Here is a 25,239-nt window from a genome sequence, read left to right on the forward strand (position 1 = left end):
TCGAACGGGAGCAAGTTCCCTCGCCACACTGATTTCATTTGAAGGGTGAGTGGTTATGAACGCGATACTGGAAAACAAACCGGCAACCGCACAGGTCAAGAGTCGCCGGCGCTTTCCGACCGAGCTGAGCATCTTCCTGGTGCTGATTGGCATCGGCCTGGTGTTCGAGATTTTCGGCTGGATCGTGCGCGACCAGAGCTTTCTGATGAACTCCCAGCGGCTGGTATTGATGATCCTGCAAGTGTCGATCATCGGTCTGCTGGCGATTGGCGTGACTCAGGTCATCATCACCACCGGTATCGACCTGTCGTCTGGTTCGGTGCTGGCCTTGTCGGCGATGATCGCGGCCAGCCTGGCGCAGACCTCTGATTTTACTCGGGCGGTATTCCCGTCGCTGACTGACTTGCCGGTGTGGATCCCCGTAATTGTCGGGCTCGGTGTCGGACTGCTGGCGGGGGCCATCAACGGCAGCATCATTGCGATCACCGGGATTCCACCGTTCATTGCCACCTTGGGCATGATGGTCTCTGCCCGTGGCCTGGCGCGTTACTACACCGAAGGCCAGCCGGTGAGCATGCTATCGGATTCCTACACTGCCATTGGTCATGGCGCGATGCCGGTGATCATTTTTCTGGTAGTGGCGGTGATCTTCCACATCGCACTGCGCTACACCAAGTACGGTAAATACACCTATGCCATCGGTGGCAACATGCAGGCGGCGCGGACGTCCGGTATTAACGTCAAGCGCCATCTGGTCATCGTCTACAGCATTGCTGGGTTGCTGGCAGGACTGGCGGGCGTGGTGGCTTCGGCCCGTGCTGCCACTGGGCAGGCCGGGATGGGCATGTCCTATGAGCTGGACGCGATTGCCGCAGCGGTCATCGGCGGGACCAGCCTGGCGGGCGGGGTTGGACGCATCACCGGCACGGTCATCGGCGCACTGATTCTTGGCGTGATGGCCAGCGGGTTCACGTTCGTCGGCGTCGATGCTTACATCCAGGACATCATCAAGGGCTTGATCATCGTGGTCGCAGTGGTCATCGACCAATACCGCAACAAGCGCAAACTCAAGCGCTGAAATGGACTGCGAACAGCGGGAGCCTGTTCTGGCTCTCGCTTCCCAATACCCCGATCGTTGATCGATTGGGGGGGTTATTGGCGCTCCGAGCGAATGGGTATCGCTCCTTGCTCTTCCGCTACTCCCTCAGGCATCGCCACTGCCGTAGCGAAATTTAACGCCGTCATGTACATCAACCCTCTGCCAGGCTCGGTCAGCCTGGCGTTTACGCATATGAAGTCGAACACCTCTTCAGCCTGGGCTACTTCCACCACCACATTGACTACCCGGGTGAGCACCGCCTCTGGCACTTCGTCGCGGGGTGCTTTGGCGGCCTGCAGTATGGCCACGCCTCGGCAATTGACGCTGTCCGCGCGGGTAATGCCATGTGTCTCTCGCAATAGCTGCAGCAGCGTGCGCTCAGTGCCATCGTCGGGCAACACGCAGGTAATGAGTTTTGCAGCCCCACCCGGTACGCCTGCGACCACCAGACTCACGAGGCATTCTCCTGTTTCAGCATCTCGCGGGGGATGTAGGTCGCGACTTTTTCCACGGGGGTCGCATAGATCATTCCAGCTCCGGGAACATTCAAATTGGCCGCATGATAGATCGCCTCCAGTACCGCATCCTGGTAGTCGGCGGCGACCAGCAGGCTCACTACTTCCTTCTCCGCATCGATGGCGATGCTGAGCAGGCCGAGTCGCTCACGGGGGCCGATCCCGTTGGCGTGGTAGACGATGGCACCTGGCGCGCCCATGCCTTGGGCCGCACGGATCACCAGATCTGCGCGCCCGACGGGGACAATGCAGGTGATCAGTGCAACGTCAGTGAGGTAGGTAATTCCTTCAGCTTTCATCCTGCTTCTCCCGTGCCCATTAATTGCTTCGCAGGTTGTTCCGCGGCGGCCTTTGTCTGTCTCCACAATTGGAAACGCGCCCACTGTCCGAGGAGCATGACGCTGATGACCGGGCCGACGGAGGCCATGCAAAGAATGCCGAAACCCTCGACGGCGTTGGTCGCATTGCCCAGTCCCAGGCCCATGGCCAGAACGAGCGGAACGGTGATCGGCCCCGTGGTGACACCCGCGCTATCCCAGGCCACGTTGACAAATTCTTCGGTCGAAAAAATCGTCAGTACCACCGCGAACAGGTAGGGCGGCACCACCAGCCAGACCAGTGGCAGGCCGAACACCAACTTGGCCACACCCACGGCAATGCCGCAGGCGACACCTATCGATACAGCACGGATAAGGCCGCGCTTGCGGATAAAACCGTTGGTCAGTGTCTCGGCGGTGACGCCGAGCGCATTCAGCGCGGGTTCGGCGACGGTCGCCCCATACCCGAGCACCCAGGCGAAAACCAGGGCCAGTACCAACCCCACCTCATACCGGTAGAGCGGGGAGTCGTCCGAACCCGGCGTCTGCATGAAGGCCGCTGGAATCAGCGAGCCCGCACTGCCTCCCAGCTTGGACAGGCCATAGGTCAGACCGAGATTAAACAGGCACATGCCCACCACAGTCAGGGCGATGCCGAGGAAGATCTCGCCGCGCCGTGGCAGGCTTTGGCGCAGCAGCAGTTTCAGGACGATCAGCAGGAATATCACCAGCGGCACGATGGCCCGCAGCCCGGAAACGATCTCCAGTCCGGGGCTGACGGTGTGCCAGTCAGCCGCCAGTTGTCCGGCGCTGGCCGCCGCCTGCGCCGCGGCGATGATGTCTGCCGGCGAAGAGATGGCCGCGACGTACAGGCCCAGCAGCATGACGCCGATCACGGGAAACAATGAGGCGAGGGTGACAATACCGAATCCGGACAGCCCGGAACCGCCCTTGCCGGCAGCCGCTGCGATGCCGATGCCCAACGCCAGCACCAGCGGGACAGTGACCGGCCCGGTGGTGACCGCGCCGGCATCCCAGGCCAGGCCGATAATCTTTGCCAGCTCAGGATCACTGCTCATGTACACCGTCAGCAGCAGAACGGGCGCCAGTGATAAATAGATCAGCGGCTTCAGGCTCCAGCCGTAGAGGAAGCGCAGCGTGCCGATGACAGCTGCCAGACCGACACTGGCCCCCACCACCAGAACCAGTGCGCTGGTCCATTGATTGAGGATCGCCCAGAGGTAGGGCGCGCGCTCTGCCGAAACGTTCTGCCCGGCGGCGCGCAGCGCACCGATAGCGGGCTCGGCGAACGTCACCCCGATGCCCAGCAGCAGGGTCACCAGCAACACCACTGGCAGCGATAACTTGCGCGGAAGGTTGCTGCCGATGATTTCGCCGAAAGGCATCAGGCCAAGTTTCAGGCCTTCCATGAACAGCATCAGTCCGACGATGACGGCGAACAGGCCTGCCGTGACAAGCACCGAGTCCTCAACCAACTGGCGCAGGATGATGATCTGAAACAGCACCAGGTACAGGGCCAGCGGCACCACGGCGCTAAGCTGCTCCATAAAACGGACATTGAGATAAGGCTTGAGGATGGCGGCGATCTCGCCGCCACGTAATTTCACTGCTTTGTGAGGGGCGGCCTGCCAGTGGCCATCGGCATCGCGAACCGGTGCGCAGACCAGTTCACGCATGGGGATTTCGCGGCGACCTGCTCCGATCTTATGCAAGTATTCGGCGTAACGAATGGTGTCTTTCATAGAGTCATCTGTTGAGGTTGATCTACGGGTGTTCGACCATCAGGCGGTCTCGTCTTTGTCGCGGTGTTCCCAGACCTCCGTTGAGTCATCAGCGTAGCAGGGGAGATGAGGAGTGACTCGATGTGAGCCCGTTCCCTTGAAACCCAGTTCGAACTGAACCAGGTTAATCAACTCGTACGCATCAATCGGCTTCAACAGAAAGTCGACCACATTCAAATGCATGGCCTCAATGGCATCTCGAACCTCTGCATCTCCGGAAACGATCACAACGGGCAGATCCGCCCACTCGGACTTGCGGATCTCGCGAATCAACGCCAAGCCACCCAGCGGATACATATGCAAGTCAGTAATCACCAGCCCGATCGAACTGTCGATTTCCAACAAACACAAAGCCTCGGCGACACTGTCAGCCGTCACACACGCGACGCCATTGACTTGAAGAATTTCGGCCAGCAACTCGCGTGTGGCGTCGTCATCGTCGACGATCAAGGCTGTTTGAAGTGGCAATCCCGGGGCCTGAATGGCGGCGTTGATTGCCGCTCGCTCGGCGTCACTTAAAAGGTCGTAGTCGATCATCGGCTTCTTGGTCGGGAAGAGGGTTTCGAGGGTTTGAATCGAGCGACCCACAGGGCCGCTCAATTCAACTGCGCATTACCAGAGAATGTAAGCAGAGGCCGTTGTTTGATTCAGATCGATTTCACCAACTTCCAGTACTTCATATTCGGCACGGATACCAATGTTGCGAAATACATCAAATTCAACGCCGGCCCCGTAGGTCAGGTCCACGCCAGTGTCGTCATCGCTGGCATTACCGTCAGCATCCCAAGCGTGAGCACCGACACTACCGAATACTCGCACGCGATCGCCTATCGGAAAGCCGATATGGGCCGCGGCCTGAACTGACTTGCCATCGAAATCAAGATCCTTGTCTTCGAATTGGCCGAGATCAACAAATGCGCCTTCGAACGCGAGATAACTGTTGAGGCGATAGCCTGCAAAAACCTTATAGCTGGTGTCGTCATCGCTCAGCTGGGATTTGTCGGTTTCAATGCTGCTGACGCCGGCGCCAAGATACAAACCCTTGTCATCCGCCAATGCCTGAAAAGACAGTAACGAAAGCAGCGAAACGAAGCCAAGGTTTCGAAATAACATGTGAGGTGAAGTCCTTCTACAGGTTGTCGGTGGTGAGGTGAACGCCAAGAATTTGAGTGATCGCGAAGGTTGATAGAAATCAATGATTGATATTTTGTGTGCGTTATAAGCTGTCAATCAGCCAGGCTAACGCGACGCCACATAGGTACGCGGCCAGGCAAAAGAAGATCTTTTGTTTGAGCGGTAATGAATTCAATCGATAGCGCATGCTGGTCCCTTCGGCTGAGAAATAAGCAATGTTGGCCATTCGGGGGAGCGGAGAAAAATTAATGATTGTTATTTTTTGATCTGGCGCTTATCGAAGTTGCAGTTTGGATGAGTGGCGCCGGGCGGTTTCCGAAGGCACTTCCCCATAAGCATCGTGATACGCCTTGGAAAACCTGCTCAGGTGGTGGAAGTTCCAATACATGGCCGTTTCGGTGACCGTTGGCCAGGTGTTGCGGATCAAGTCTCGGCGAACATTGGCGAGCCTTACATTTCTAATGTAGGCAATCGGCGTCACGCCGAACGTTTCAACGAAACCATGATGCAAGGTACGAGTCGTCGTTCTGAGTTGTTTGACCAGCGCTTTCATACACAGCGCTTTTTTTGCATTGGCGTGGATGTATTCGATGGCTTCTATCGCCACCCTTCTTCGGGTCGGGGTTTTAAGCGCGGAGCGCCCAACCGGCGTGAGTGCCCGCAGCAGCGAAGTCAGCAATGCACTTTCAATGCCTGAAGCTTTCGAGCTGTCACGCTGTTTTAAAGAAGGGGTTTTGACGTCGATTGCGTAAGCGCTGATGGCTTGAATGGCAGACTGTATTAATTTGAAGTTGGCCACCTGAAAGCGCTGTTCCTTTCGATTGGCCAGGACGTCGATCGCGGGATGATTTTCCAGGCACTGGGCATAGTGTTCCAGCGTCGTGGTCAGGGTGAACAGCGTTTCATTCGGCTCACAGGTGTAACGCACGGGTTCATCGCTGTGCAGCGCGATGATTTCGTTGGGGCGCAGTTCATGATCATTGACGATGGGGCGGCCAACGGAAGTCTGTGAAATGGCAAAGCTTACACAGCCATGAGGCACAGAGCTGATCATCGTGACCGCCGAATCAAACTCCAGCCGACTGCATTGCACTCGGGGGCTATGCATGAGTTTGTGCTGTCGAATGTTCGCCTCATGTTCTGAGGTGATGAGGTTAATCTCCCATCGGCCAATGGTTCTATTGGCGTTGTCCGCAGGAGTAGCGGTTACATGAAAGACTTCATCAGGGATGCTCATGGAATTGAAGGCTCTTCAGCTAAATGGACGGTGCCAGGCGATGCCGGCATAAGCTCCAGCGCCGCGGCAAAAACGTACGCGTCGCTCAGGGGGGTATCCACCAGGCTCTGAAGTTTGCACGGCGCTAGCTTCGACCCGAAAATGGCCGATGTTTCACTGGCTGGGCCGATCGCGGCGGCATCAAAGGCAAAAAAATCGTCGACTCGATAGTCTGTGCAAATCTTGTAACGAGAGTGCTCATCGTCCTGCGACTTCTTGTTGCTTTCAACACGCGTCATGTCGGAATTATAAACTTCCTTGTCATAGGCCATGGCCTTGAGAGAAAGCAATACACCAAACGAAACGGTTGCGAAGTTTTTTAGCTGCATTGACGTGCTTTCCTTGTTAGTGATTTTTCAGTCAGAGCCTGGTGTCAGCCGCATGATGCTCACGGCTTGGTCTGTGGATGATCACGCGCCGGCGATGCTAATTAAAGTCAAAAACTCATATTGCCCAGGGTCAGGCAGTCAAGCGCAGAACAATTATCAAAGCAGGATCAGAGCAGGGTCGTCATTGATGACGTGTTGTGGCGGAGAAGGTCGGGGGGTGTTGTTTGTTCCTTCCTCGTCATGAGATTCATTCTCTGAGTAAATCTGAAGGTGCGACAATTTCAGCTTTTCATTCGGACTCAATTCTATTGAGTAGAAGTCAATCTCGGTGCTGCCGTTGGAGTATTCATCGTGTGCCACTGAATGAAAGGGCAATGCCGCTAGAGACAGGACTGCCAGCATCTTGGTCATCATCGGTATGACGGCTCGCAAAAATGTATGTGTCGGAATAAGCCTGGAGCCGTTGTTGTGCTGAGCGACAGCAGATCGGCTCCGAGAACGGTAGAGGAGGGACTTTGAAGGGGGAGATCGGTTGATACAAATTAGTAATTATTATTTTTATTATTGACCCGGTTTCAGCAAGCTCAGTGATTCATGCAGCGTAGGCGGCCAAGATCATGCACATAAAAACACACGGTGTTTTTATCATTCGTAGGGATCAACTCGTAATTTAGAACGGCGCCTTCTTGCAGAACATATTGACGTCTGAAAAAAAGATCAGGTGTTTTTTCAATCGCAAACAGTTCTGTGTCCTGGCTAAGTTTGACGTTGTTTATTTTTATCTGAACGTGATGGTTACTTTCGCGAATGATGTCCGCCGTCAGAGTGGCGTTACGAATTTTTCCGTTCAGGCTTTCCAGAGTGGTTTGCGTCAGTCGACCGTGGCCAATGGTCAGATACTCTTCGGTATTGAGCTGATTGAGATCTTCCAGCCATTGACGGGTGATGGTTTGATAACTGATATTTTCCATGTAATAGGATGGCGAATAAACCAGGGAGAAAATGCAAACGGCGTTGATGATTGCCAGCACTGTCCAGTGCGCAATGGGCGGTATTGTCTTCATAGGGTCGTCTCCAGGCATTGGCGGATCATCAATGCGAGGTCTTTTTGATCACTATTTAATTGCAAGTTTACGGTGCTTTCATCCGGGCGAACGCATGAAACGGAATAGTTTGATTTAAACAAGTTCAGCCAGACCTGACCTTTCAAGTTCAGCGAAGCCTGTTGCACCTGTTTAGCTGAAAGATCCCTCAGTGATTCAGCTTCAGCGACGCTATTGCCGACTGCATGGATAGTCAGGTCGTTCTGTTTGAGGCTTGAAACCTCTACATTCCGCGTATCGAAACCAGAGTGGAAACCAGAGTGGAAACCAGCAAATGCGCAGACGCCCAAGGTCAGGACATAACCGACTGACAGCGCCTTCGTCATGTAAGTCGATTGTGTGGTTTTGCCAGGCCGTAGCGGGGCAGGCTGAATGTCGGCTGGCGCAAGCTCCTCAGTAACGGGCGCAGAAGGTTGCACGGCCTCCTCTGCAGGCACCGGCAAATCCGTCTGTGCATCGACGACATACTGACGATTGAAACAATAACCTCGTCGAGGAACCGTCATCAGAATCTCATGATCCCGACTGTCATTAAGCAGGTTTCTAAGGGAAAAAACGGCCTGATTCAAACTGCCGGAGGCGACGACGCGGTCATTCCAGGTGTAGTCGATGATCTCATCGCGGCTTTTGGTCTGGCCGGGTTCCATCAGCAGCAGGTCCAGCAGACGGGATTCAGCCCGGCCTATCGTGGAACTTTGAACATCGCCATAGGGCGTGGTGATGGAAAGCAAGGCGGTATCGGGGTCGAAAAGGGCCATGGCACCATTTTTCAACTTGAAGGCGTAGCGCATGGGAGTCCTCCGTTCGGCGGTTCTGGCTGAGTATACAGACGGTTTGGATGGGCTGGATTTGACGCGATCCATACGGGTCAGGGAGCTGAACGGCTACAAGCGGACAAGCGCGGAAGGTGCGGAGGGAGCCCTTAGAGACGGCTGGGATAGCGCAAAAAAAGCATCACTGGAATCAAGCAAGGGTAGCCCACGGAGTTTCTATCGAGGGCAGTGATGATGCTCGATACGGGTCATCGGCGCTAGCCGAAAACTGCGAGGCAGATTGTTCAGGCGGGCCAGCGCTCCATCAAGGAGCGCCTGGATCAAGGCAAAACGTTATAGCCACGCTGTTGCAGGCAGCTGCTGTACACGGAGTTGTTGGCGGTGACGCTTTGGTCGGTGGCGGCAGCGTCCTGACGGCGCTCCTGGCGTTGTCTGGATCCCCCGATCACCACACCGGCCGCGGCGGCACTGCGCGCATTGTTCTGGCGATAGTCTTGCTTGATATCGTCGTCGACCTGGTCGTAGAGGTTGTCGTGTTGGCGGCCTCGAACCTCCGCGGCAGTGGCTCCGACGACCGCCGCTTTGGTCGCGCCTTTTACCCGACCACCCGATGGCGTTGTGTTTTGGATCGGGAATTGGGCATTGGCCTGAGATTGGCAGGCGCTGGTGTCTTGCTGGATCGTCTGGGAAGTTTGGCTCTTCAGCGGCACCACGGTCACCGCCAATGCCTGCGAACTGGCGAGCAATGCCAGGGCCGATAAGGTAAACGTCAGTATTTTCATCAAGCCGGACTCTCGTAAAACGTCGTTTCGTGGCCTTACAGTTTGTTCAGGCCAGAGGCTGAAACCCCATGCGCGTCTACTCGCAATGGGGTACTCCGCGGGGGTTACTGCTTGGAAAGCAGTGCGTGAATGTCGTTCGTCACGTCTTTAAGTGCGACCTTGAAGTCATTGGCAGCGATAGGCTGGCTGGCGTTTTTCAACGTCGCGCCGAACACCTTGCGTACCACCTTGGCGACTGCCAAACCGGTGTTGGCGTCGACCAGGTCGGCTTCAATAAACATCTCCGCCGTCTGATCGCGATGGCCGGTAGCGGCTTGAGTGGCCCCGATAATCCCGCCGATTGGAACGGCCTCATACCAATGCATGCCCTCGTTGTTGGCGCTGACATGGGTAATCGCCGCCTGCAAGATCAAGGTCCGCGAAGCGGCCGGTGCCTGTTTTGCAGTCGAGACAATGGTGTAGGAGGGGGCCAGGGCAGTCTTGATACTGTTGCTGGCCATCGTCTGCACGTCTTGCAGGGTTTTCAGGTTGACGCGTTCGGTCGGTTTCGGCGCCGGATACAGCTCTACTTCCTTGAACACGACAGTGGAATAGGCGTGAGGATCAAACCCGGGCGACACCCAGCGCAGCACTTTCTGTTCGCTCGGCGTCGTTTGTTCTTCCAGCCCCTGATAATTGGCCAGGAAGCCCGAATACTGCTCTTGCTGCGCCACTTTCGAGACGCAGCCGACCTGAAACACGCAGCTCAAGGCGATACCCGCAATCCATTTATTCGACATGCTCATGTGTTCTGTTCTCAAGTGATGAAAGTTGTCATTCAGGTTCCGGCAAAGCGGGGCGCATGCTGCCCGCACTGACTGGATAATCCGAATCAATAACCCTCAAAAACTATTAAACATGGCCGCCGGCGCATCTCCGGCCCTCAACCCGAATCTTTCCTCAAGGCGTGTGTCATGAAATGAAAAGCCATTGTCGTCTGATGAGAAGCGGTTCCCAGGGCGGCATCCTACAGTCCAATCAGCGCATTTCGACGCAGCAAGCCAACATTGCAGATTGGAGAATAAGAAATCATGGCCAAAGCCGTACGCTTCTACGAAACCGGTGGTCCCGAAGTCCTTCGCTATGAAGACGTGGAAGTCGGCGATCCCGGTCCAGGCCAGGTTCGTCTTCGTCATGTGGCGGTCGGCTTGAACTATGCCGACACTTACTTCCGCAATGGCACCTACCCGATCCCTATGCCCAACGGAATGGGGGTTGAGGCTTCCGGTGTGGTTCAGGCCGTCGGGGAAGGCGTGACCAATGTGCAAGTGGGGGATCGCGTCACCTACACCGGTTTTCTCAATACCCTGGGTGCCTACAGCACCGAGCGTCTGATCGCGGCCGCACCGCTGATCAAGTTGCCGGAAACCATCAGCTTCGAAACCGCCGCCGCCATGACCATGCGCGGCCTGACCTCGTCGTACCTGATGCGCCGCATCTACGACTTCAAGGCGGGTGACACTATTTTGCTGCACGCCGCTGCCGGTGGTGTCGGCCTGATCGTTTCGCAGTGGGCCAAGTTGCTCGGCGTGAACGTCATCGGCACCGTATCCACCGAGGCCAAGGGCGAAATTGCCCTGGCTCACGGTTGCAGCCATGTCATCAACTACAGCCATGAAGACGTCGCCCAACGCGTTCGTGAAATGACCGACGGCGTGGGTGTCAACGTGGTGTTCGACAGCGTTGGCAAAAACACCTTCGAGGGTTCGCTGGATTCGCTCAAGCGTCGCGGCCTGATGGTGTGTGTCGGGACTGCATCCGGTCCGATTCCGCCGTTCAATCCAGCGCTGCTGGCGATGAAGGGCTCGCTGTACATGACGCGCCCGGCCCTGGCTGACTACATCGCCGATCCGGCGGAAAAAGCCGAGCTGGCCGGCGAGCTGTTCGACCACGTCGGCAGCGGTCGCATCAAGATCGAAATCAACCAGCACTATGCCTTGCAAGACGCCGTCCAGGCCCATCGCGACCTGGAGTCACGCAAGACCACTGGTTCGTCGATTTTCGTCATTTAAGGAGCTGCCAGCCATGAAAGTCGAACAATTGACCTGCAGCATTGGCGCCGAGCTGATCGGCGTCAACCTGGCCGACGCGGTACATGACGACGGTCTGTTTGCCGAGATTCGTGCCCAGCTGCTCAAGCATCGGGTGGTGTTCCTGCGCGATCAGGACATCAGCCGTGCCGACCACGTGGCCTTCGCCCGTCGTTTCGGCGAGCTGGAGGATCACCCGGTGGCCGGCAGCGACCCGGATCACCCGGGGCTGGTGCGCATCTACAAAAATCCGGACCAGCCAATGGACCGCTACGAGAACGCCTGGCACACCGACGCCACCTGGCGCGAAGCCCCGCCGATGGGCTGTGTACTGCGTTGCGTAGAGTGCCCGCCTGTGGGCGGTGACACCATGTGGGCCAACATGGTCCTGGCCTATGCGAACTTGCCGGAAGACGTAAAGGTCAAGATCGCCGACCTGCGCGCCCGCCACAGCATCGAAGCGAGCTTCGGTGCCGCCATGCCGATTGAAAAACGCCTGGCGCTCAAGGCGATGTACCCGGACGCCGAACACCCGGTGGTGCGCACCCACCCGGAAACTGGCGAGAAAGTGCTGTTCGTCAACGCTTTCACGACGCACTTCAGCAACTACCACACCCCTGAGCGGGTGCGCTTCGGTCAGGACGCCAACCCTGGCGCCGGCGAGTTGCTGCGTTACCTGATCAGCCAGGCGTACATCCCTGAGTATCAGGTTCGCTGGCGCTGGAAGCCGAACAGCATCGCCATCTGGGACAACCGCAGCACCCAGCATTACGCGGTCATGGATTACCCGCCGTGCCATCGCAAGATGGAACGCGCCGGGATTATTGGCGACAAGACGTTCTGATCGATCCCCTCTGAATTTTGTACTCGTAGACGCGCCTGCCAGGCATGACCGGCAGGCGGACAATCATAAAAACTGGAGTTACTCATGCAATTCTTCGACGATTCCCTGCACCCGGAAAACATGGAAAAAGTGGTCATCACCGTGGCCCCGTACGGCCCTGAGTGGATGCCCGAAGATTTCCCGGAAGACATCCCGCTGACCATGGACGAGCAAGTCCAGAAAGCGGTCGAGTGCTATGAAGCCGGCGCGACCGTGCTGCATCTGCACGTACGTGAACTGGACGGCAAGGGTTCCAAGCGCCTGTCCAAGTTCAACGAATTGATTGCCGGCGTCCGTGAAGCGGTGCCGGACATGATTATCCAGGTCGGCGGTTCGATTTCCTTTGCACCGGAAAGCGATGGCGAAGCCGCGCTGTGGTTGTCCGACGATACCCGCCACATGCTGGCCGAGCTGACGCCAAAACCGGATCAGGTCACGGTGGCGATCAACACCACCCAGATGAACATCATGGAATTGCTGTATCCGGAATACCTGGAAGGCACTTCCCTGGCCAACCCTGCCTACCAGGCGGCCTACAGCGAAATGACCGTACCGGCCGGCCCGGCCTGGGTTATCGAGCACCTCAAGCGTCTGATGGACAATGATATCCAGCCGCACTTCCAGCTGACCGGCATGCACGCTTTGGAAACGCTGCAGCGCATGGTGCGCAAGGGTCTCTACAAAGGTCCATTGAACCTGACCTGGATCGGCATCGGCGGCGGTTTCGACGGCCCGAATCCATTCAACTTCTTCAACTTCATCCACCGCGTACCGGACGGCTGCACCCTGACCTCCGAGTCGCTGCTCAAGAACGTGCTGCCGTTCAACACCATGTCGATGGCCATGGGAATGCACCCGCGCGTGGGCAACGAAGACACTATCATTGATCACAAGGGCGAGCGTTTTGGTTCGGTTGCCCAGATCAAGCAGACCGTGCGCATTGCTCATGAACTGGGTCGTGAAATCGCTACCGGTAAAGAAGCTCGCGAGATTTATCGCATCGGTGTGAAGTACGACACCATCGAAGAAACACTGTTGGCCAACGGCATGGCCCCCAACCGCAAGGCTGGGCAAAAAGGTGTGCCGCAACGCGGCTGACCGACAGCGGGAGCGAGGGGGGTAGACCCCTCGCTCGCTGCAGTGAAACACGCTCGATAACAACAATAAAATAATGTTTCGAGGAGGCTGCATGGCCTTTCACCCTATCGCCGCCGACGATGACGACACCAGTGGTGTCGGTGTTGCGCGCAAATATGCCTGGATCGTCTTCGCACTGACGTTCGGCCTGTTGATTTCCGATTACATGTCCCGCCAAGTGCTGAACGCGGTATTCCCGATGCTCAAGGGCGAGTGGGCCCTGACGGACGGCCAGCTGGGTTTGCTCAGCGGCGTGGTGGCCTTGATGGTCGGCCTGCTGACGTTTCCGCTGTCGTTGATGGCTGACCGCTTCGGCCGGGTTAAAAGCCTGGCGCTGATGGCGTTGCTGTGGAGTCTGGCCACGCTGGGTTGTGCGCTGGCGCAGGACTACCAGCAAATGTTTATCGCCCGCTTCATGGTGGGTGTCGGTGAGGCTGCGTATGGCAGCGTCGGTATTGCCGTGGTGATTTCGGTGTTTCCGAAACACATGCGGGCCACCCTGGCCAGTGCCTTTATGGCGGGCGGGATGTTCGGTTCGGTGTTAGGCATGGCGTTAGGCGGCGCTATCGCGGCCAAGCTCGGCTGGCGCTGGTCGTTTGCCGGCATGGCCCTGTTTGGTCTGCTGCTGGCGGTGCTTTACCCGATCATCGTCAAGGAAGCGCGCATTGCCCCGCAACGTGCCGCCCAGGCGGGCAAAAAAGCCGCCGCGGTGGTCAAGCGTCCATTGCGCACGCTGTGCTCCAGCCCTTCGGTGATTGCGGCTTACATCGGCAGTGGCTTGCAACTGTTCGTGGGCGGCACCGTGATTGTGTGGATGCCCAGCTACCTCAATCGCTATTACGACATGGCGCCGGACAAGGCGGGCGGTGTCGCGGCGATCATCGTCCTGTGCAGCGGTGCCGGGATGATCCTGTGCGGCATGCTCAGTGATCGCATGTGTCGTCAGTCGGCCGAACGCAAGGTCGCTTTGGCCATCGCGTATTGCCTGGGCAGTTGCCTGCTGCTGTCGGCGGCGTTTGCCTTGCCGCCGGGACCTGCGCAATTGCTGTTGATTTGCCTGGGCATGTTGATTGCCGCCGGCACAACCGGCCCGGCCGGGGCGATGGTTGCCAACCTGACCCACTATTCGGTGCACGGTACGGCGTTTGCCACGCTGACACTGGCCAACAATTTGCTCGGCCTGGCGCCGGGGCCGTTCATCACCGGCAAGGTGTCCGACCTGATCGGTTTGCACGCGGCCTTCCAACTGGTACCGCTGGTGAGTATCGCGGCAGCGGCGGTGTTCTTTTTTGCCAAGTGTCATTACCACAAGGATATCGCCCGGTTGGCGGGTGAACGTGTCAACGATTCTGTAAGTGAAGCTGTGGTAGAGGTGAAGGTGTGAGTGTTCGTTTACGTATAGATGTATTTTTCGATTTCATCTGCCCTTGGTGCTTGATCGGTAAGCGCCAACTGGAGCGCGCGCAAGCGTTGCTGCACGCGCAGCAACCGGATGTGCTGGTCACCACGGTATGGCACGGGGTGCAGTTGTTGCCTCACCTGCCGGTACAGGGTGAACCGTTCGCCGAGTTCTACCTCAACCGTCTGGGCAGCGCCGAAGCGGTCACCATGCGTCAGGCTCAGGTGCAGCAGGCGGCGAAAGCGGTAGGGGTAGACGTCGACTTGAGTCGCATCACCACCATGCCCAACACCGCGGACGCCCATCGTCTGTTGGCGCATGCCAACTCGCGGGGTAGCACGGCTCAACGCGACCAATTGCTTGAGCGTCTGTTCGCCGCGTACTTCCAGAACGGCGAGGACATCGGTCGCCGCGAGACGTTGATCACCATCGCCCAATCGTGCGGTTACGACGCCGACGCGGTGAGGGACTACCTGAGAGACGAATCCGGTCCCTTTGTCGGTAACGAGGTCGGGGCCTCCAGCGGTGTGCCGAGCTTTCTGTTCGACCGCCAGTTAACGTTGGTCGGCGCGCAGCCTGCCGAGGTGATGCTGAGCGTCATGTACGAAGCGCTGGAACGCCAGCGCATGCAGACCCCGTCATGACGCGTCGTGTCCCGGTGCCTGCCGCAAAGCTCCCGCAGGCGGGTGGTCGTGCGCTGTTCGAATTCGAGAACAAAAGCCTCGCGCTGTTCAACGTCGAAGGCGACGTGTTTGCCATCGATGACAGTTGCCCGCACCAGGGCGCTTCGCTGTGCGGCGGGCGCCTGGATGGCCGGGTGATTCAATGCTGCGCCCATGGCCTGCGCTTCGATCTGCGCAGTGGTTACCTGCTCAATTCCACCCAGCTCAAGGTCAACAATTACCCGGTCGAGCTCGTCGACGGCCAGGCTTTTATCGTTATCGCTTCTGAGGAGTCCGCGCCATGAGCGCCATTGCTCTCACCCGTATCCATAGCCGAACACGCGAACTGGCCCCGGGTTTTATCGTCAGTCTGATCGTGGCCGCCGCCGCTTCGTTTTTGTCCGAGCACTACGGTGCACCGGTGATGCTGTTCGCCTTGCTGCTGGGCATGGCGCTGAACTTCCTGGCCGGGGAGGGCGTGTGCAAGGCCGGTATCGAATTTACCGCGCGCACCGTGTTGCGCCTTGGCGTGGCCCTGCTGGGCATGCGCATTACCCTTGAGCAGATTGCCGGTCTGGGCTGGAAGCCAGTGGCGCTGGTAGTGACGCTGGTGGTGGTGACCATTGGCGTTTCGGTGATTGCGGCCAAGATGCTGGGTTTCCAGCGTTTATTCGGCATGCTCACCGGTGGCGCGACGGCGATCTGTGGCGCTTCGGCAGCGCTGGCACTGGCGGCAGCCTTGCCCAATCATCCGCAGAAAGAACGCGCCACACTGTTTACCGTCATTGGCGTGTCGGCCCTTTCGACGATGGCGATGATTGTTTATCCAATGATTGCCAACTGGTTGTCATTGTCACCGCAAATGGCGGGTATTTTCCTCGGCGCCACCATCCACGATGTGGCCCAAGTGGTCGGTGCCGGTTACAGCATGTCGACCGAAACGGGCGACACGGCCACGGTGGTCAAGCTGATGCGAGTCGCCATGCTCCTGCCAGTGATCGTCTGTGCGGCCATGGTCACGCGCATGCAAGGCGCCGAAACGGGCGGCAAGCGACCGCCGCTGCTGCCGTGGTTCGCCGTCGGCTTTCTGCTGCTGGCGTGCATCAACAGTACGGGATGGATAGCGCCCGTCGTTCAAGGCACGGTCAATGACCTGTCGCGTTGGTGCCTGGTGGTGTCCATCAGTGCCCTGGGCATGAAGACTCAGCTCAAGGAGCTGGCCTCCGTCGGCATCAAGCCCATTCTCCTGATGGTGGGGGAGACGGTGTTCCTTGTCGTCCTGGTGCTGCTGTTGCTGCGCTGGGGGTTCTGAGCCCGGTCAACATCCGTTTTATGGCAGCGCCGCACCGGGTTTGACTCCTCAGCACTGTGCGGCTCTCGGTCGGTGTCACAAACGCCGGCTTTTCGCGGCGACTGTATAAGCAGTCGCCGCTTTTTTCGTTGGTTCGAAAACAGTTTGTGATGAGGTAGCTATTGTGGCGAGGGAGCAAGCTCCCTCGCCACAGGGCTGCGGTTACACAGTTGGCTCAATGCTTTTAGCAGCAGCGCTATCTAAAAGGGACGGGTTAAAGAAAATCCCGATCAGGTAATTAGGCCGGGGGGATTTGGCTTGAGAACTGAGCGCGGCTGTATCTAGGCGTTGCAGGTCAGCTGGAATAGATAGGCTGGATCATAAATTTTTTTGCCGAGTATTCCTTCCAACGCACCAAGCTGCTCGGCAGTGAGGTTATATCCCTCCCAGCCTTGTTGGTCCGCCGTCCATCCCATAATCGCTTTCAGCTCGTTATCGTAGCCACTCGGCAATTTTTCTTCGAATGCGATGAGCTCGGTTTTTTTATCAAATGCTTCTATGACGTAAATCATGGTTCCACACTCCTGGTCTTATCTGCGGGTTTGGTCTGCTCGCCCGTAGTTGGATCATATTCACCGAGATGACGACCACGTTTGTCGTACATCTCGACAGCTCCGTGCTGCGAGTCCCATTCGAAAATTATCCCTTTTGGGTTTTTCCATCGCTTCCTAAGTCCGCCACCGCCTTTTATGGGTGTTTTACGATTTGACTTCGTCGCGTCAGGAAAAGCAGTAAGGCCTGTCGGTGCCGGATGGTAATTGTGATCAGAAACACTCACCACAATGTAAACCGGCTTCACCCCCGACCCCACCGGGAACACCAGAATGAAATCCTTGTACTCCGGCGGATACACCGGATTCACTATGATGCTGGCCGCCGCCGGCGTCGGCGGGTACACCCAGATATGCGGCGCCGGTGGTGCCGTTTCCAGCGCAGGAATGCCGAGGATGTCCGAGCCATCCACGGCCGGTGTCCAGATCAGCTCGACGCCATCCCCAAGATCCGCCACCTGCTGACTGCCGCGCAGTGTGAACTGCACAACATCGACCATTTCCCAATCACGGTTTTTGCCGGTGTAAAACCCGTAGCCCTTGAGGCTGCCGTCAGCCTGTTGCTCGACCTGAAGCCTAACGCGGGTTCTGGCCTGTTTGAGGGTACGCAGTTGGTCTTCGGTATAGAGCGCGCTATCACCCAGGCTCGGCGTCCAGAACAAGGCGACGACACCGGCCAATGTCGCGGCCCCGGCAGCGCCAAGGCCCAGAACCGGGGCAGCAAGAGTTGGGGCGCTAAGGGCGAGCCGCCCAATGCCGAGGGAGACGGTACTGCCACTGATGGTTTCGAGATTCAGCAGCCCGGCGTCGTCTACGTCACGAGCGCCGAGCCACGCAATTTTGCCGTAATCCTTGAGGCTATCGGTCGGGACCACACCCGAAGGACTCGAGTAATTAATGATGGCGTCTGACTCCTTGATCATGGGAGCCAGCATCCATCGCTGCTAAACGAAGTGGGTGGCGGCTGTACGCGGGTTAGCAGACCAGGGATCAAGGAACCCGGCGCACCGAAGTGCCCCACGCATAGCCGCCATAACGCAGAGCAACTGACGAAACAGTGTCGGTTGATCAGAGGCGGCACTGACGTGCCTTGATATTTGTCCGAGCTGCTAAACCCGATCGCTGAATTGTCAGCGACCCGGAAACGATAGAGACCCGGACCAAGGCGCACAAGCCGGCGGATTCTGGCGTAGCCGTAGGCAACGGCGCAAGGTCTTGTGGCTTTCCGGAAGTAACCTGGAAGGGTTTTAAACAGGCGCTTTCGGGCGATGTTTAATACCCCGAATTCCCGGGGGGGGGACTCAGGGGTTTGGCGGCCTCAGGATTCGTTATGACCCGGGACAGATTTGGCGCTGCCTTGCTTTTGTGCGCGCCACGCTGCCGGTGGCATGCCGAACTGGGTGATGAACCAGCGCGTGAAAGAGCTCGCCATCGAGTACCCGAGCATGTCGGCGATGCGCCCCAGCGAATAATTCGGATTCTCCAGGTAACGCAGGACCAGATCGCGGCGCACGTCGTTGATCAGGTCGTTGAAGGCGCAGCCATCGTCTTTGAGGCGTCGTTGCAGCGTCCGTACGTTCATTCCCTGGGTCTGGGCGATTTGCTCGATGGTGGCGCGGCCCATGGGCAGCAGCAGGTAAATGGCCTTGCGCACCTCGAACAGCAACGACTCGCCTTCATGGCTCAGCAACGAGTCGAGGTAGCCCTGAGCGTAACGTGCCATGGCCGGGTCGGCGTGGGGGTTGGTCACGTCCAGGCTGGCATTGGGGCAGACAATGCCATTGAACTCGCTGCCGAACTCCACGGTGCAGCCAAACAGGCGACGATGCAGTTGCAGGTTGTCCGGAGGCTGGTGCGTGAAGTTGACGCTGTAGGGGTGCCAGTGCGCGCCGAGCAGGGCGGCGCACAAACGGAACATCACGCCGATGGCCAGTTCGTTGGCTTGCCGTGAAGGCATCGGCGTATCGGTCACGACCTCTTCGCGAATGATCACCATCTTGCCGGCCTCTTCAATGAAGATGGCCAGCGAATCATTCATCAAGTGACGGTAATGCACCACCACCTGCAAGGCTTCGCGCAGTGTGCGCTGGTGCGTGAGCAGCAGGCTGACCACGCCGAAATCCGAGAGCTGGCGTGACTCGGCCATGCTCAGGCCGAAGCTCTGGCAACCACTGGCGACGGCGGAATCTTCCAGCACGCGCACGGCGGAATCGATAGGGATCCGGTGTTCCGGCGCCAGCAACTGAGCCCTGCTCAAGCCGTTGGCAGCCAATACATCACGCGGGTTGAAACCCAGGTAATTAGTGACCTCCAGGTAGTTGGTCAAGACGGCGGCGCGAACAAGCTTGGTCATGCGTGGGTCTTCCCTGGGCCGGTGAGGGTGGAAATGAGCGTGGCGACTATATCCAGCACGTCATGAAATGGAAAGTTGTTGGTTGAGTGTAGTCAGGCGCCCGGTTCTCCCTTTAAACGTAGCCATCTGATCGCGATAAATCCGTCCACGTATTGATTACAGTGGCCTTGGGCAAACCTGCCGTGGTTTTCGACCAGCGGGCACCTCACGTCGACGCCCCCGAATTTGTCATGAAAAGAAAAGCGACTGACGTCTAATGTAAAGCGTCCGGGGTGGGCGCTCTTTAATGTCAGCACTACAAAAACGTCTGACCAATGAGTCAGTCGAGTCATCGAGAAAGCGTAGGTGCTGACGTGGACAAACTGCAAACTGCTGCAACCGTTTTAATCGTACCGGGCTTGCGTGAGCACGTGGCCGAGCATTGGCAGACTTTGCTTGAAGCCAGGCTTGCCAAGGTACGCAGCGTCCCACCGCTTGAAACCGACAAACTCGACTGCGCTGCACGGGTCCGTGCGATCCAGCATGAACTGGAGCAAATCGACGGGCCGGTGATTCTGGTCGCCCACAGTGCCGGCGTATTGATGGTCGCGCACTGGGCCGCGTTGCACAGCCGTCCGATCAAGGGCGCTCTGCTGGCCGCGCCGCCGGACCTCGATGCCACTTGGCCGCAAGGCTACCCTTCTTCCGAATCGCTGCGGTCCCATGGCTGGAATCCGCTACCCGAAGGTCCGCTGCCGTTCCCAAGCCTGGTGATTGGCAGCACCAATGATCACCTGGCCAGTCTCGAAGCCGTCAATCGCATGGCTCGAGGCTGGGGTGCCGAACTGCGCAATCTCGGTGCAGTAGGTCATCTGAACCCGGCTGCAGGATTTGGCCACTGGCCAGAAGCCGAAGCTTTCATTCTCGAGCTGGATCGCTAATTCAGGCGCCGGCTGGCCGCAAGCCAACCGGCATTTGCCCTCAATCCTGAGCAACGCAAAACCCTGGTACAAGGGAATGCGTGAGGGCGGCTGCGCTTAAAACAAATACAAAAGGCGGAGACAACGCAATGCACAACAATAAGAGTCACGGGTTCACGGTTTCGCGTTACACATTGCTGGCCTCAGCCATTCTGGCCGCGTCCATGCCGACCGCCCACGCGGTTGAACTGGATACCGGTAACCCGGACTGGACCGCGCGCATCGATAACACCATCAAGTACAACTACGGTGTGCGCACCGAAAGCGCCGACAAGCGCATGTTGGGGACGCCAAACAACAACGATGGCGACTACAACTTCCGCAAGGCTGGCACCAACATCACCAACCGTATCGACCTGTTGACCGAGATGGACGTGGTCTACAAGAACACCATGGGCTTTCGTGTCAGTGCCGCCAGCTGGTACGACAAGGCGTATGAGAACACCGGCTCCAACTCCAACCCGTTCGTCAACGGCAACGATGCACGCTCCGGCCTGGTCGCCAACGACCCACGCCTGGCTGCCGTCACCAACGACAACGTCGGTTTTGGCAGCCCGCACCTGAGCAACTACGCCCAGCGTTACTACACCGGCCCGTCCGGTGAAATCCTCGATGCATTCGTGTTCTACAGCACTGAAGTGGGCGAAGAATCATTGCTCAGCATGAAGGCCGGTCAGCACAACGTGTTCTGGGGCGAGACCATTCTCAACCCGGTGCATTCGATCAGCTACGGCCAGTCCGGCCTCGACCTCGCCAAGCTGGCGGCGTCGCCTGGCACTGAAGCCAAGGAACTGTTCGTACCGCGTAACCAACTGTCGACGACCTTCACCGTTAACCCTGAGTTGACCATCGGCGCTCAGTATTTCCTCGACTGGGATGCAGCTCGCTTGCCTGAAGCCGGCACCTACTACGGTGGTTCCGATCTGGTGGGTTTCGGCGCGCAATCGTTCCTGTTGGGCAACACCAACGCCGTGGTTCCGGGCAGCCCGCTGGGTTGCGGCCTGGCGCCGTGCAACGGTTTGACCAACGTGGTGCGTGGGCATGACCTGACGCCGCACAGCAGCGGTGACTGGGGCGTCATGGCCAAGTGGTCGCCGGCCTGGCTGGACGGGACGCTCGGCGTCTACTACCGCGAGACGTCGGAAATCCTGCCGCAAGCCTGGCTGGATGCCCGAGGCATATCGTCGGCCAACCCGAACGGCACCCGACCAGCAGGGCAAGTGCCTGCCGTGGTCAACACGCTCAATTCGTTGAACACCGCCACTTATCAACTGGCCTATGCCGACGACATCAAGATTTTCGGCCTGAGCCTGTCCAAGGACGTTGGCGGCGTGAGTGTGGGTTCCGACCTGAACATCCGTCACAACATGCCGCTGGCCAGTATCCCGGCAATCGTCAGCTCCACCAGTCCGTTGGGCCTGGGCAAAGGCCTCGGCCTGTTGCCGGCGCGCACCGATGCCACGGGCGTGATCTACGACACCCCGAGCCGCGGCGACAGCATGAGCGCCACCGGCGAGACGTTGCACTGGACGTTGAACGGTCTGATGACCCTGCCTAAAACGCCGGTGTTCGATCAGGCGACAGTGCTTGCCGAACTGTATTACAGCAACCTGTTGAGCATCGATGACAAAAACAAGGCGCTCTACAAGGGTGAGGACAGCTATCGCGGTATCGACAAACCGACCCGTGATAACTGGGGTATCGCGGTCAACTTCACACCGACCTGGTACCAGGTATTCCCGGGCGTTGACCTCAACGCGCCAATGTCCGTCAACGTCGGCATCGACGGCGTGTCCCCGGTGTCCGGTGGCGGTGCCAAGGACACCGGCAACTATGCCTTCGGCGTGGGTGCCGTTGTGTACAACAAATACTTTGTCGACCTGAAGTATGTGGACTCTTTCGGCCAGACCGAGAAGTGCAATAAAAGCGGCGTGAGTACCGGCCCGACGGGGGGCGACGGCTCTACTCCCAACGCCTTTAGTGGTAACGAAAACTATGCGTGCTACGCCGGTGGCTACTCGTCCTTTTCCGGTGGCGGTGCCACGACTGAGGATCGTGGTGCTGTGTACCTGACAATGAAAACCACCTTTTGATTCATCACTCGCTTACTCGACGTAAGCAGGAGAACCTCAACATGAAATTTGTACAAACCGTGTTGGCTGCCTCGCTGGCGATGGTTGTTGCCGCCCAGGCACACGCTGCCGTATCTGCTCAGGATGCCGCCAAACTGGGCAGCAGCCTGACCCTCGTCGGCGCTGAAAAAGCCGGGAATGCCGATGGTTCCATCCCGGCCTATGACGGCGGCCTGACCACGCCACCCGCCAGCTTCAAGGCCGGTGACAGCATGCGCCCGGATCCGTTTGCCAATGAAAAACCGCTGCTGGTGATCGACGGTAAAAACGTCGATCAGTACAAGGGTCAGCTCACCGCAACCACCGCGGAACTGGCCAAGCGTTTCCCGACGTTCAAAGTCGAGGTGTACCCGACTCACCGCACCGTTTCGCTGCCTAAGGCGATCCTCGACAACGGCGTGAAAAACGCCACCGGCGCCAAGTCCCTTGAAGGTGGCCTGGCCATCGACAACGTGCTGCCGGGCGTACCGTTCCCGATTCCGCAATCGGGTAATGAGGCGATGTGGAACTTCCTGTTGCGCTATCAGGGCGTCAGCATCAACTCCAAGTACGACTCCTGGAACGTTGACTCCGCGGGCGTTCCAAGCCTGGCGACCACCGGGCAGGCATTCATCTCTTATCCGATCTACGAAAACCTGGCGCAGCCGATCAGCAGTGCCGACGTGTACTACCAGATGAAGCTGCAATACACCGGCCCGGCGCGTCGTGCCGGCGAAGCGGTGATGCTCAAGGACGCCGCCAACCCGCTGCAACAACCGCGTCGTGCCTGGCAGTACTTGCCTGGCCAGCGCCGCGTGAAGCTGGCTCCGAACCTGGCCTACGACACGCCTAACCCAGGCACCGCCGGCGCCGGTACTTACGATGATGTGTTCGTGTTCAACGGTGCGCTGGATCGCTACGACTGGAAGCTGGTCGGCAAGCAAGAAATGATCGTGCCGTACAACACCTACAAGCTGACCTACGTGCAGGATCCGAAGTCGATCACTACGCCTAATCACCTGGCATCCGATTATGTGCGCTGGGAAAAACACCGCGTGTGGGTCGTCGAAGGCACCCTCAAGGCCGGTGCACGTCACATCTACGCCAAACGTCGCTTCTACCTCGACGAAGACAGCTGGACAGCTTTGGCCTCGGACCAATATGACGCCCGTGGTCAGCTCTACCGTGGTTCCTTTGCCTTCCTCAGCCAGAGCTATGACAAGCAGGTGCCTGACTCCACGCCGTTCATGATTTACGACCTGGTGGGCGGTTCCTACAACATCAACGGTGTAGTCGGCCCTTACGGCGGCATCAAGTACATCGATCCGCTCTCCAAGGCGCAGTGGTCGTCGGAGTCCCTGGCGGGCGCCGGCATTCGCTAAGCAAACCGCAACAAGGCGTTCATCGGTCCACGGCCCGCAAGCCGTGTGACCGGCGACGGTCGGTGCTCGCCGATCGTCGCGGCGCCGGTTTTCAACGTCGGGCTGCACGCTTGCAGTCCCAGACGCGGTTTTCCCAAGAGGACGCGGTATGTGTTCGTACAAAAAGTACCTGCAGTTAACGCTCGGCGCCCTGCTTGTCATGTCGCAGGGCGTCACCCAGGCGGCCGGTTACATCGATGTGCTGGACCTGCCCGCCAGAGTCAGTCCGCTGGCGGTCAGCAGCCCGTTGACCGGCATGACCCGTGCGGGCGACCGATTGGTTGCCGTCGGGCAGCGTGGGCACATTCTCTATTCCGATGACAGCGGTAAACACTGGCAGCAGGCTGTCGTGCCAGTGAGTGCCGATCTCAGTGCGGTGAACTTTCCATCGGCCAGGGAAGGCTGGGCGGTCGGTAATGACGGCGTGGTGTTGCACAGCAGCGATGCGGGCGCGACCTGGACCAAACAGCTGGACGGCCGTCAGATCGGTGAGTTACTGATCAAGCATTATGGTGCGTTGGCCAGTGCCGAACCGGACAACGAACAATGGTCACACTGGGCCGCCGAAGGGCAGCGGCTGGTAGAGCAGGGCGCCGATAAACCCTTGCTCGACGTCTGGTTCGCCAATGAAAAACTGGGTTACGCGGTCGGCGTGTTCAACCTGATCCTGCGCACTGAAGACGGCGGCCAGACCTGGACCCCGTTTCAGGACCGCACCGACAACCCGCAAGGCTTTCACCTGAATGCCATCGCCTCCACGGGGGATGCGTTGTACATCGCCGGCGAGCAGGGTCTGTTGCTCAAATGGGACGACGCCAGCCAGCGTTTCGCTGAAGTGCAAACGCCTTATCAGGGCAGCTTTTTCGGCGTGCTTGGCAAACCCGGCGAAGTGCTGGTCTACGGCTTGCGCGGCAACGTATTGCGCAGCACCGATGGCGGTCAGAACTGGACCGCGCTGGACACCGGCCTGCACATCAGCGTCACCGCCGGCCTGATCGATAACCATGGCGACTACCGCTTGTTCACCCAGGGTGGGCAGATGCTGGTCAGCCAGGGTTCTGGCGCGCAACTGCACCTGGTTCAGCAGCCTGTACCGACGCCGATAGCTGGCGCCACCGAAGCCTCCGACGGCTCGTTGGTCGTGGCTGGCAGCCGTGGCGCACTGGCGCTGTCCGTCGTTAAGACCTCGAACCCTTAAAGCGAGAACCCAGAC

The 25,239-nt window shown here is 58.3% G+C and carries 24 protein-coding genes and 2 pseudogenes; 12 read left to right on the forward strand and 14 right to left on the reverse strand.

What is annotated here, in order from left to right; genetic code table 11:
* Nucleotides 1-55: 55 nt before the first annotated feature.
* The gene (locus SB725_RS12805) at nt 56-1,078 is read left to right on the forward strand and encodes an ABC transporter permease (RefSeq protein WP_027921463.1); all 1,023 of its coding nucleotides are present in this window, start codon (nt 56-58) and stop codon (nt 1,076-1,078) included.
* 74 nt (nt 1,079-1,152) lie between these two features.
* Here SB725_RS12805 and SB725_RS12810 read toward each other — a convergent pair whose 3' ends face one another.
* The 11 genes and pseudogenes from SB725_RS12810 to SB725_RS12860 all read right to left on the reverse strand — a co-directional run bounded on the left by SB725_RS12810 (nt 1,153) and on the right by SB725_RS12860 (nt 9,915).
* Nucleotides 1,153-1,554, reverse strand: coding sequence for a hypothetical protein (locus tag SB725_RS12810; RefSeq protein WP_059181166.1), 402 nt, complete (start codon nt 1,552-1,554; stop codon nt 1,153-1,155).
* The gene (locus tag SB725_RS12815) at nt 1,551-1,913 is read right to left on the reverse strand and encodes a P-II family nitrogen regulator (protein WP_027921461.1); all 363 of its coding nucleotides are present in this window, start codon (nt 1,911-1,913) and stop codon (nt 1,551-1,553) included. Before SB725_RS12815 ends, SB725_RS12810 begins: the two co-directional genes overlap by 4 nt.
* Entirely contained in the window at nt 1,910-3,694 is a 1,785-nt protein-coding gene (locus tag SB725_RS12820; protein ID WP_410921877.1) for a DUF1538 domain-containing protein, read from the reverse strand. The genes SB725_RS12815 and SB725_RS12820 overlap by 4 nt, the downstream gene beginning before the upstream one ends.
* A 141-nt stretch (nt 3,695-3,835) precedes the next feature.
* Nucleotides 3,836-4,270 (reverse strand): annotated as a pseudogene (locus tag SB725_RS12825) (response regulator); the annotation flags it as partial.
* 75 nt (nt 4,271-4,345) lie between these two features.
* Entirely contained in the window at nt 4,346-4,846 is a 501-nt protein-coding gene (locus SB725_RS12830; protein WP_027921460.1) for an outer membrane beta-barrel protein, read from the reverse strand.
* A gap of 295 nt (nt 4,847-5,141) precedes the next feature.
* Nucleotides 5,142-6,104: a helix-turn-helix domain-containing protein gene (locus SB725_RS12835; protein WP_027921459.1), complete on the reverse strand. Its 963-nt coding sequence runs from the start codon at nt 6,102-6,104 to the stop codon at nt 5,142-5,144.
* Entirely contained in the window at nt 6,101-6,472 is a 372-nt protein-coding gene (locus tag SB725_RS12840) for a hypothetical protein (RefSeq protein WP_050590121.1), read from the reverse strand. Before SB725_RS12840 ends, SB725_RS12835 begins: the two co-directional genes overlap by 4 nt.
* 584 nt (nt 6,473-7,056) lie before the next feature.
* On the reverse strand, nt 7,057-7,536 hold the full coding sequence (locus tag SB725_RS12845) for a hypothetical protein (RefSeq protein WP_027921458.1): 480 nt from the start codon (nt 7,534-7,536) through the stop codon (nt 7,057-7,059).
* Entirely contained in the window at nt 7,533-8,366 is an 834-nt protein-coding gene (locus SB725_RS12850) for a transcriptional regulator (RefSeq protein ID WP_027921457.1), read from the reverse strand. Before SB725_RS12850 ends, SB725_RS12845 begins: the two co-directional genes overlap by 4 nt.
* A 302-nt stretch (nt 8,367-8,668) precedes the next feature.
* Nucleotides 8,669-9,130, reverse strand: a complete 462-nt coding sequence (locus SB725_RS12855) for a hypothetical protein (RefSeq protein ID WP_027921455.1) — start codon at nt 9,128-9,130, stop codon at nt 8,669-8,671.
* A 104-nt stretch (nt 9,131-9,234) separates the two neighbouring features.
* Nucleotides 9,235-9,915: a DUF3313 domain-containing protein gene (locus SB725_RS12860; protein ID WP_027921454.1), complete on the reverse strand. Its 681-nt coding sequence runs from the start codon at nt 9,913-9,915 to the stop codon at nt 9,235-9,237.
* 285 nt (nt 9,916-10,200) lie between these two features.
* Here SB725_RS12860 and SB725_RS12865 point away from each other — a divergent pair, with 285 nt between their 5' ends.
* The 7 genes from SB725_RS12865 to SB725_RS12895 all read left to right on the forward strand — a co-directional run bounded on the left by SB725_RS12865 (nt 10,201) and on the right by SB725_RS12895 (nt 16,592).
* On the forward strand, nt 10,201-11,181 hold the full coding sequence (locus SB725_RS12865; protein WP_027921453.1) for a quinone oxidoreductase family protein: 981 nt from the start codon (nt 10,201-10,203) through the stop codon (nt 11,179-11,181).
* A gap of 13 nt (nt 11,182-11,194) precedes the next feature.
* Nucleotides 11,195-12,043 (forward strand): TauD/TfdA dioxygenase family protein, encoded by an 849-nt coding sequence (locus SB725_RS12870; RefSeq protein ID WP_027921452.1) that lies wholly within the window; start codon nt 11,195-11,197, stop codon nt 12,041-12,043.
* Between the two features lie 84 nt (nt 12,044-12,127).
* Nucleotides 12,128-13,180 (forward strand): 3-keto-5-aminohexanoate cleavage protein, encoded by a 1,053-nt coding sequence (locus SB725_RS12875; protein ID WP_027921451.1) that lies wholly within the window; start codon nt 12,128-12,130, stop codon nt 13,178-13,180.
* A gap of 91 nt (nt 13,181-13,271) precedes the next feature.
* The gene (locus SB725_RS12880) at nt 13,272-14,603 is read left to right on the forward strand and encodes an MFS transporter (protein ID WP_059181163.1); all 1,332 of its coding nucleotides are present in this window, start codon (nt 13,272-13,274) and stop codon (nt 14,601-14,603) included.
* Nucleotides 14,600-15,262: a DsbA family oxidoreductase gene (locus tag SB725_RS12885; protein WP_027921449.1), complete on the forward strand. Its 663-nt coding sequence runs from the start codon at nt 14,600-14,602 to the stop codon at nt 15,260-15,262. The genes SB725_RS12880 and SB725_RS12885 overlap by 4 nt, the downstream gene beginning before the upstream one ends.
* On the forward strand, nt 15,259-15,585 hold the full coding sequence (locus SB725_RS12890) for a Rieske (2Fe-2S) protein (protein WP_027921448.1): 327 nt from the start codon (nt 15,259-15,261) through the stop codon (nt 15,583-15,585). The genes SB725_RS12885 and SB725_RS12890 overlap by 4 nt, the downstream gene beginning before the upstream one ends.
* Complete coding sequence (locus SB725_RS12895) at nt 15,582-16,592, forward strand: YeiH family protein (RefSeq protein WP_027921447.1); 1,011 nt, start codon at nt 15,582-15,584, stop codon at nt 16,590-16,592. The genes SB725_RS12890 and SB725_RS12895 overlap by 4 nt, the downstream gene beginning before the upstream one ends.
* A gap of 320 nt (nt 16,593-16,912) precedes the next feature.
* Here the strand turns inward: SB725_RS12895 and SB725_RS12900 are convergent, their stop codons facing one another.
* The 3 genes and pseudogenes from SB725_RS12900 to SB725_RS12910 form a co-directional block, all read right to left on the reverse strand.
* Entirely contained in the window at nt 16,913-17,143 is a 231-nt protein-coding gene (locus SB725_RS12900; RefSeq protein ID WP_027921446.1) for a hypothetical protein, read from the reverse strand.
* Nucleotides 17,140-18,117, reverse strand: a pseudogene (locus SB725_RS12905) (colicin E3/pyocin S6 family cytotoxin); the annotation flags it as partial. The pseudogene SB725_RS12905 and the gene SB725_RS12900, both read right to left, overlap by 4 nt.
* A 383-nt stretch (nt 18,118-18,500) precedes the next feature.
* Nucleotides 18,501-19,535: an AraC family transcriptional regulator gene (locus tag SB725_RS12910; RefSeq protein ID WP_027921443.1), complete on the reverse strand. Its 1,035-nt coding sequence runs from the start codon at nt 19,533-19,535 to the stop codon at nt 18,501-18,503.
* Nucleotides 19,536-19,888: 353 nt separating this feature from the next.
* Here SB725_RS12910 and SB725_RS12915 point away from each other — a divergent pair, with 353 nt between their 5' ends.
* From SB725_RS12915 to SB725_RS12930, 4 genes are all read left to right on the forward strand, one after another.
* On the forward strand, nt 19,889-20,455 hold the full coding sequence (locus SB725_RS12915; protein WP_059181160.1) for an RBBP9/YdeN family alpha/beta hydrolase: 567 nt from the start codon (nt 19,889-19,891) through the stop codon (nt 20,453-20,455).
* Between the two features lie 128 nt (nt 20,456-20,583).
* Nucleotides 20,584-22,587 (forward strand): DUF1302 domain-containing protein, encoded by a 2,004-nt coding sequence (locus tag SB725_RS12920; protein WP_410921878.1) that lies wholly within the window; start codon nt 20,584-20,586, stop codon nt 22,585-22,587.
* A gap of 41 nt (nt 22,588-22,628) precedes the next feature.
* Entirely contained in the window at nt 22,629-23,987 is a 1,359-nt protein-coding gene (locus SB725_RS12925) for a DUF1329 domain-containing protein (RefSeq protein WP_059181159.1), read from the forward strand.
* A 148-nt stretch (nt 23,988-24,135) separates the two neighbouring features.
* A complete protein-coding gene (locus tag SB725_RS12930) occupies nt 24,136-25,224 on the forward strand; it encodes a WD40/YVTN/BNR-like repeat-containing protein (protein ID WP_194939731.1) in 1,089 nt (362 codons plus the stop codon).
* Nucleotides 25,225-25,239 lie beyond the last annotated feature (15 nt).

Origin of the sequence: Pseudomonas sp. SIMBA_041, from assembly GCF_046535095.1 — a bacterium.
GTDB classification, from domain to species: Bacteria; Pseudomonadota; Gammaproteobacteria; order Pseudomonadales; family Pseudomonadaceae; genus Aquipseudomonas; species Aquipseudomonas mucoides.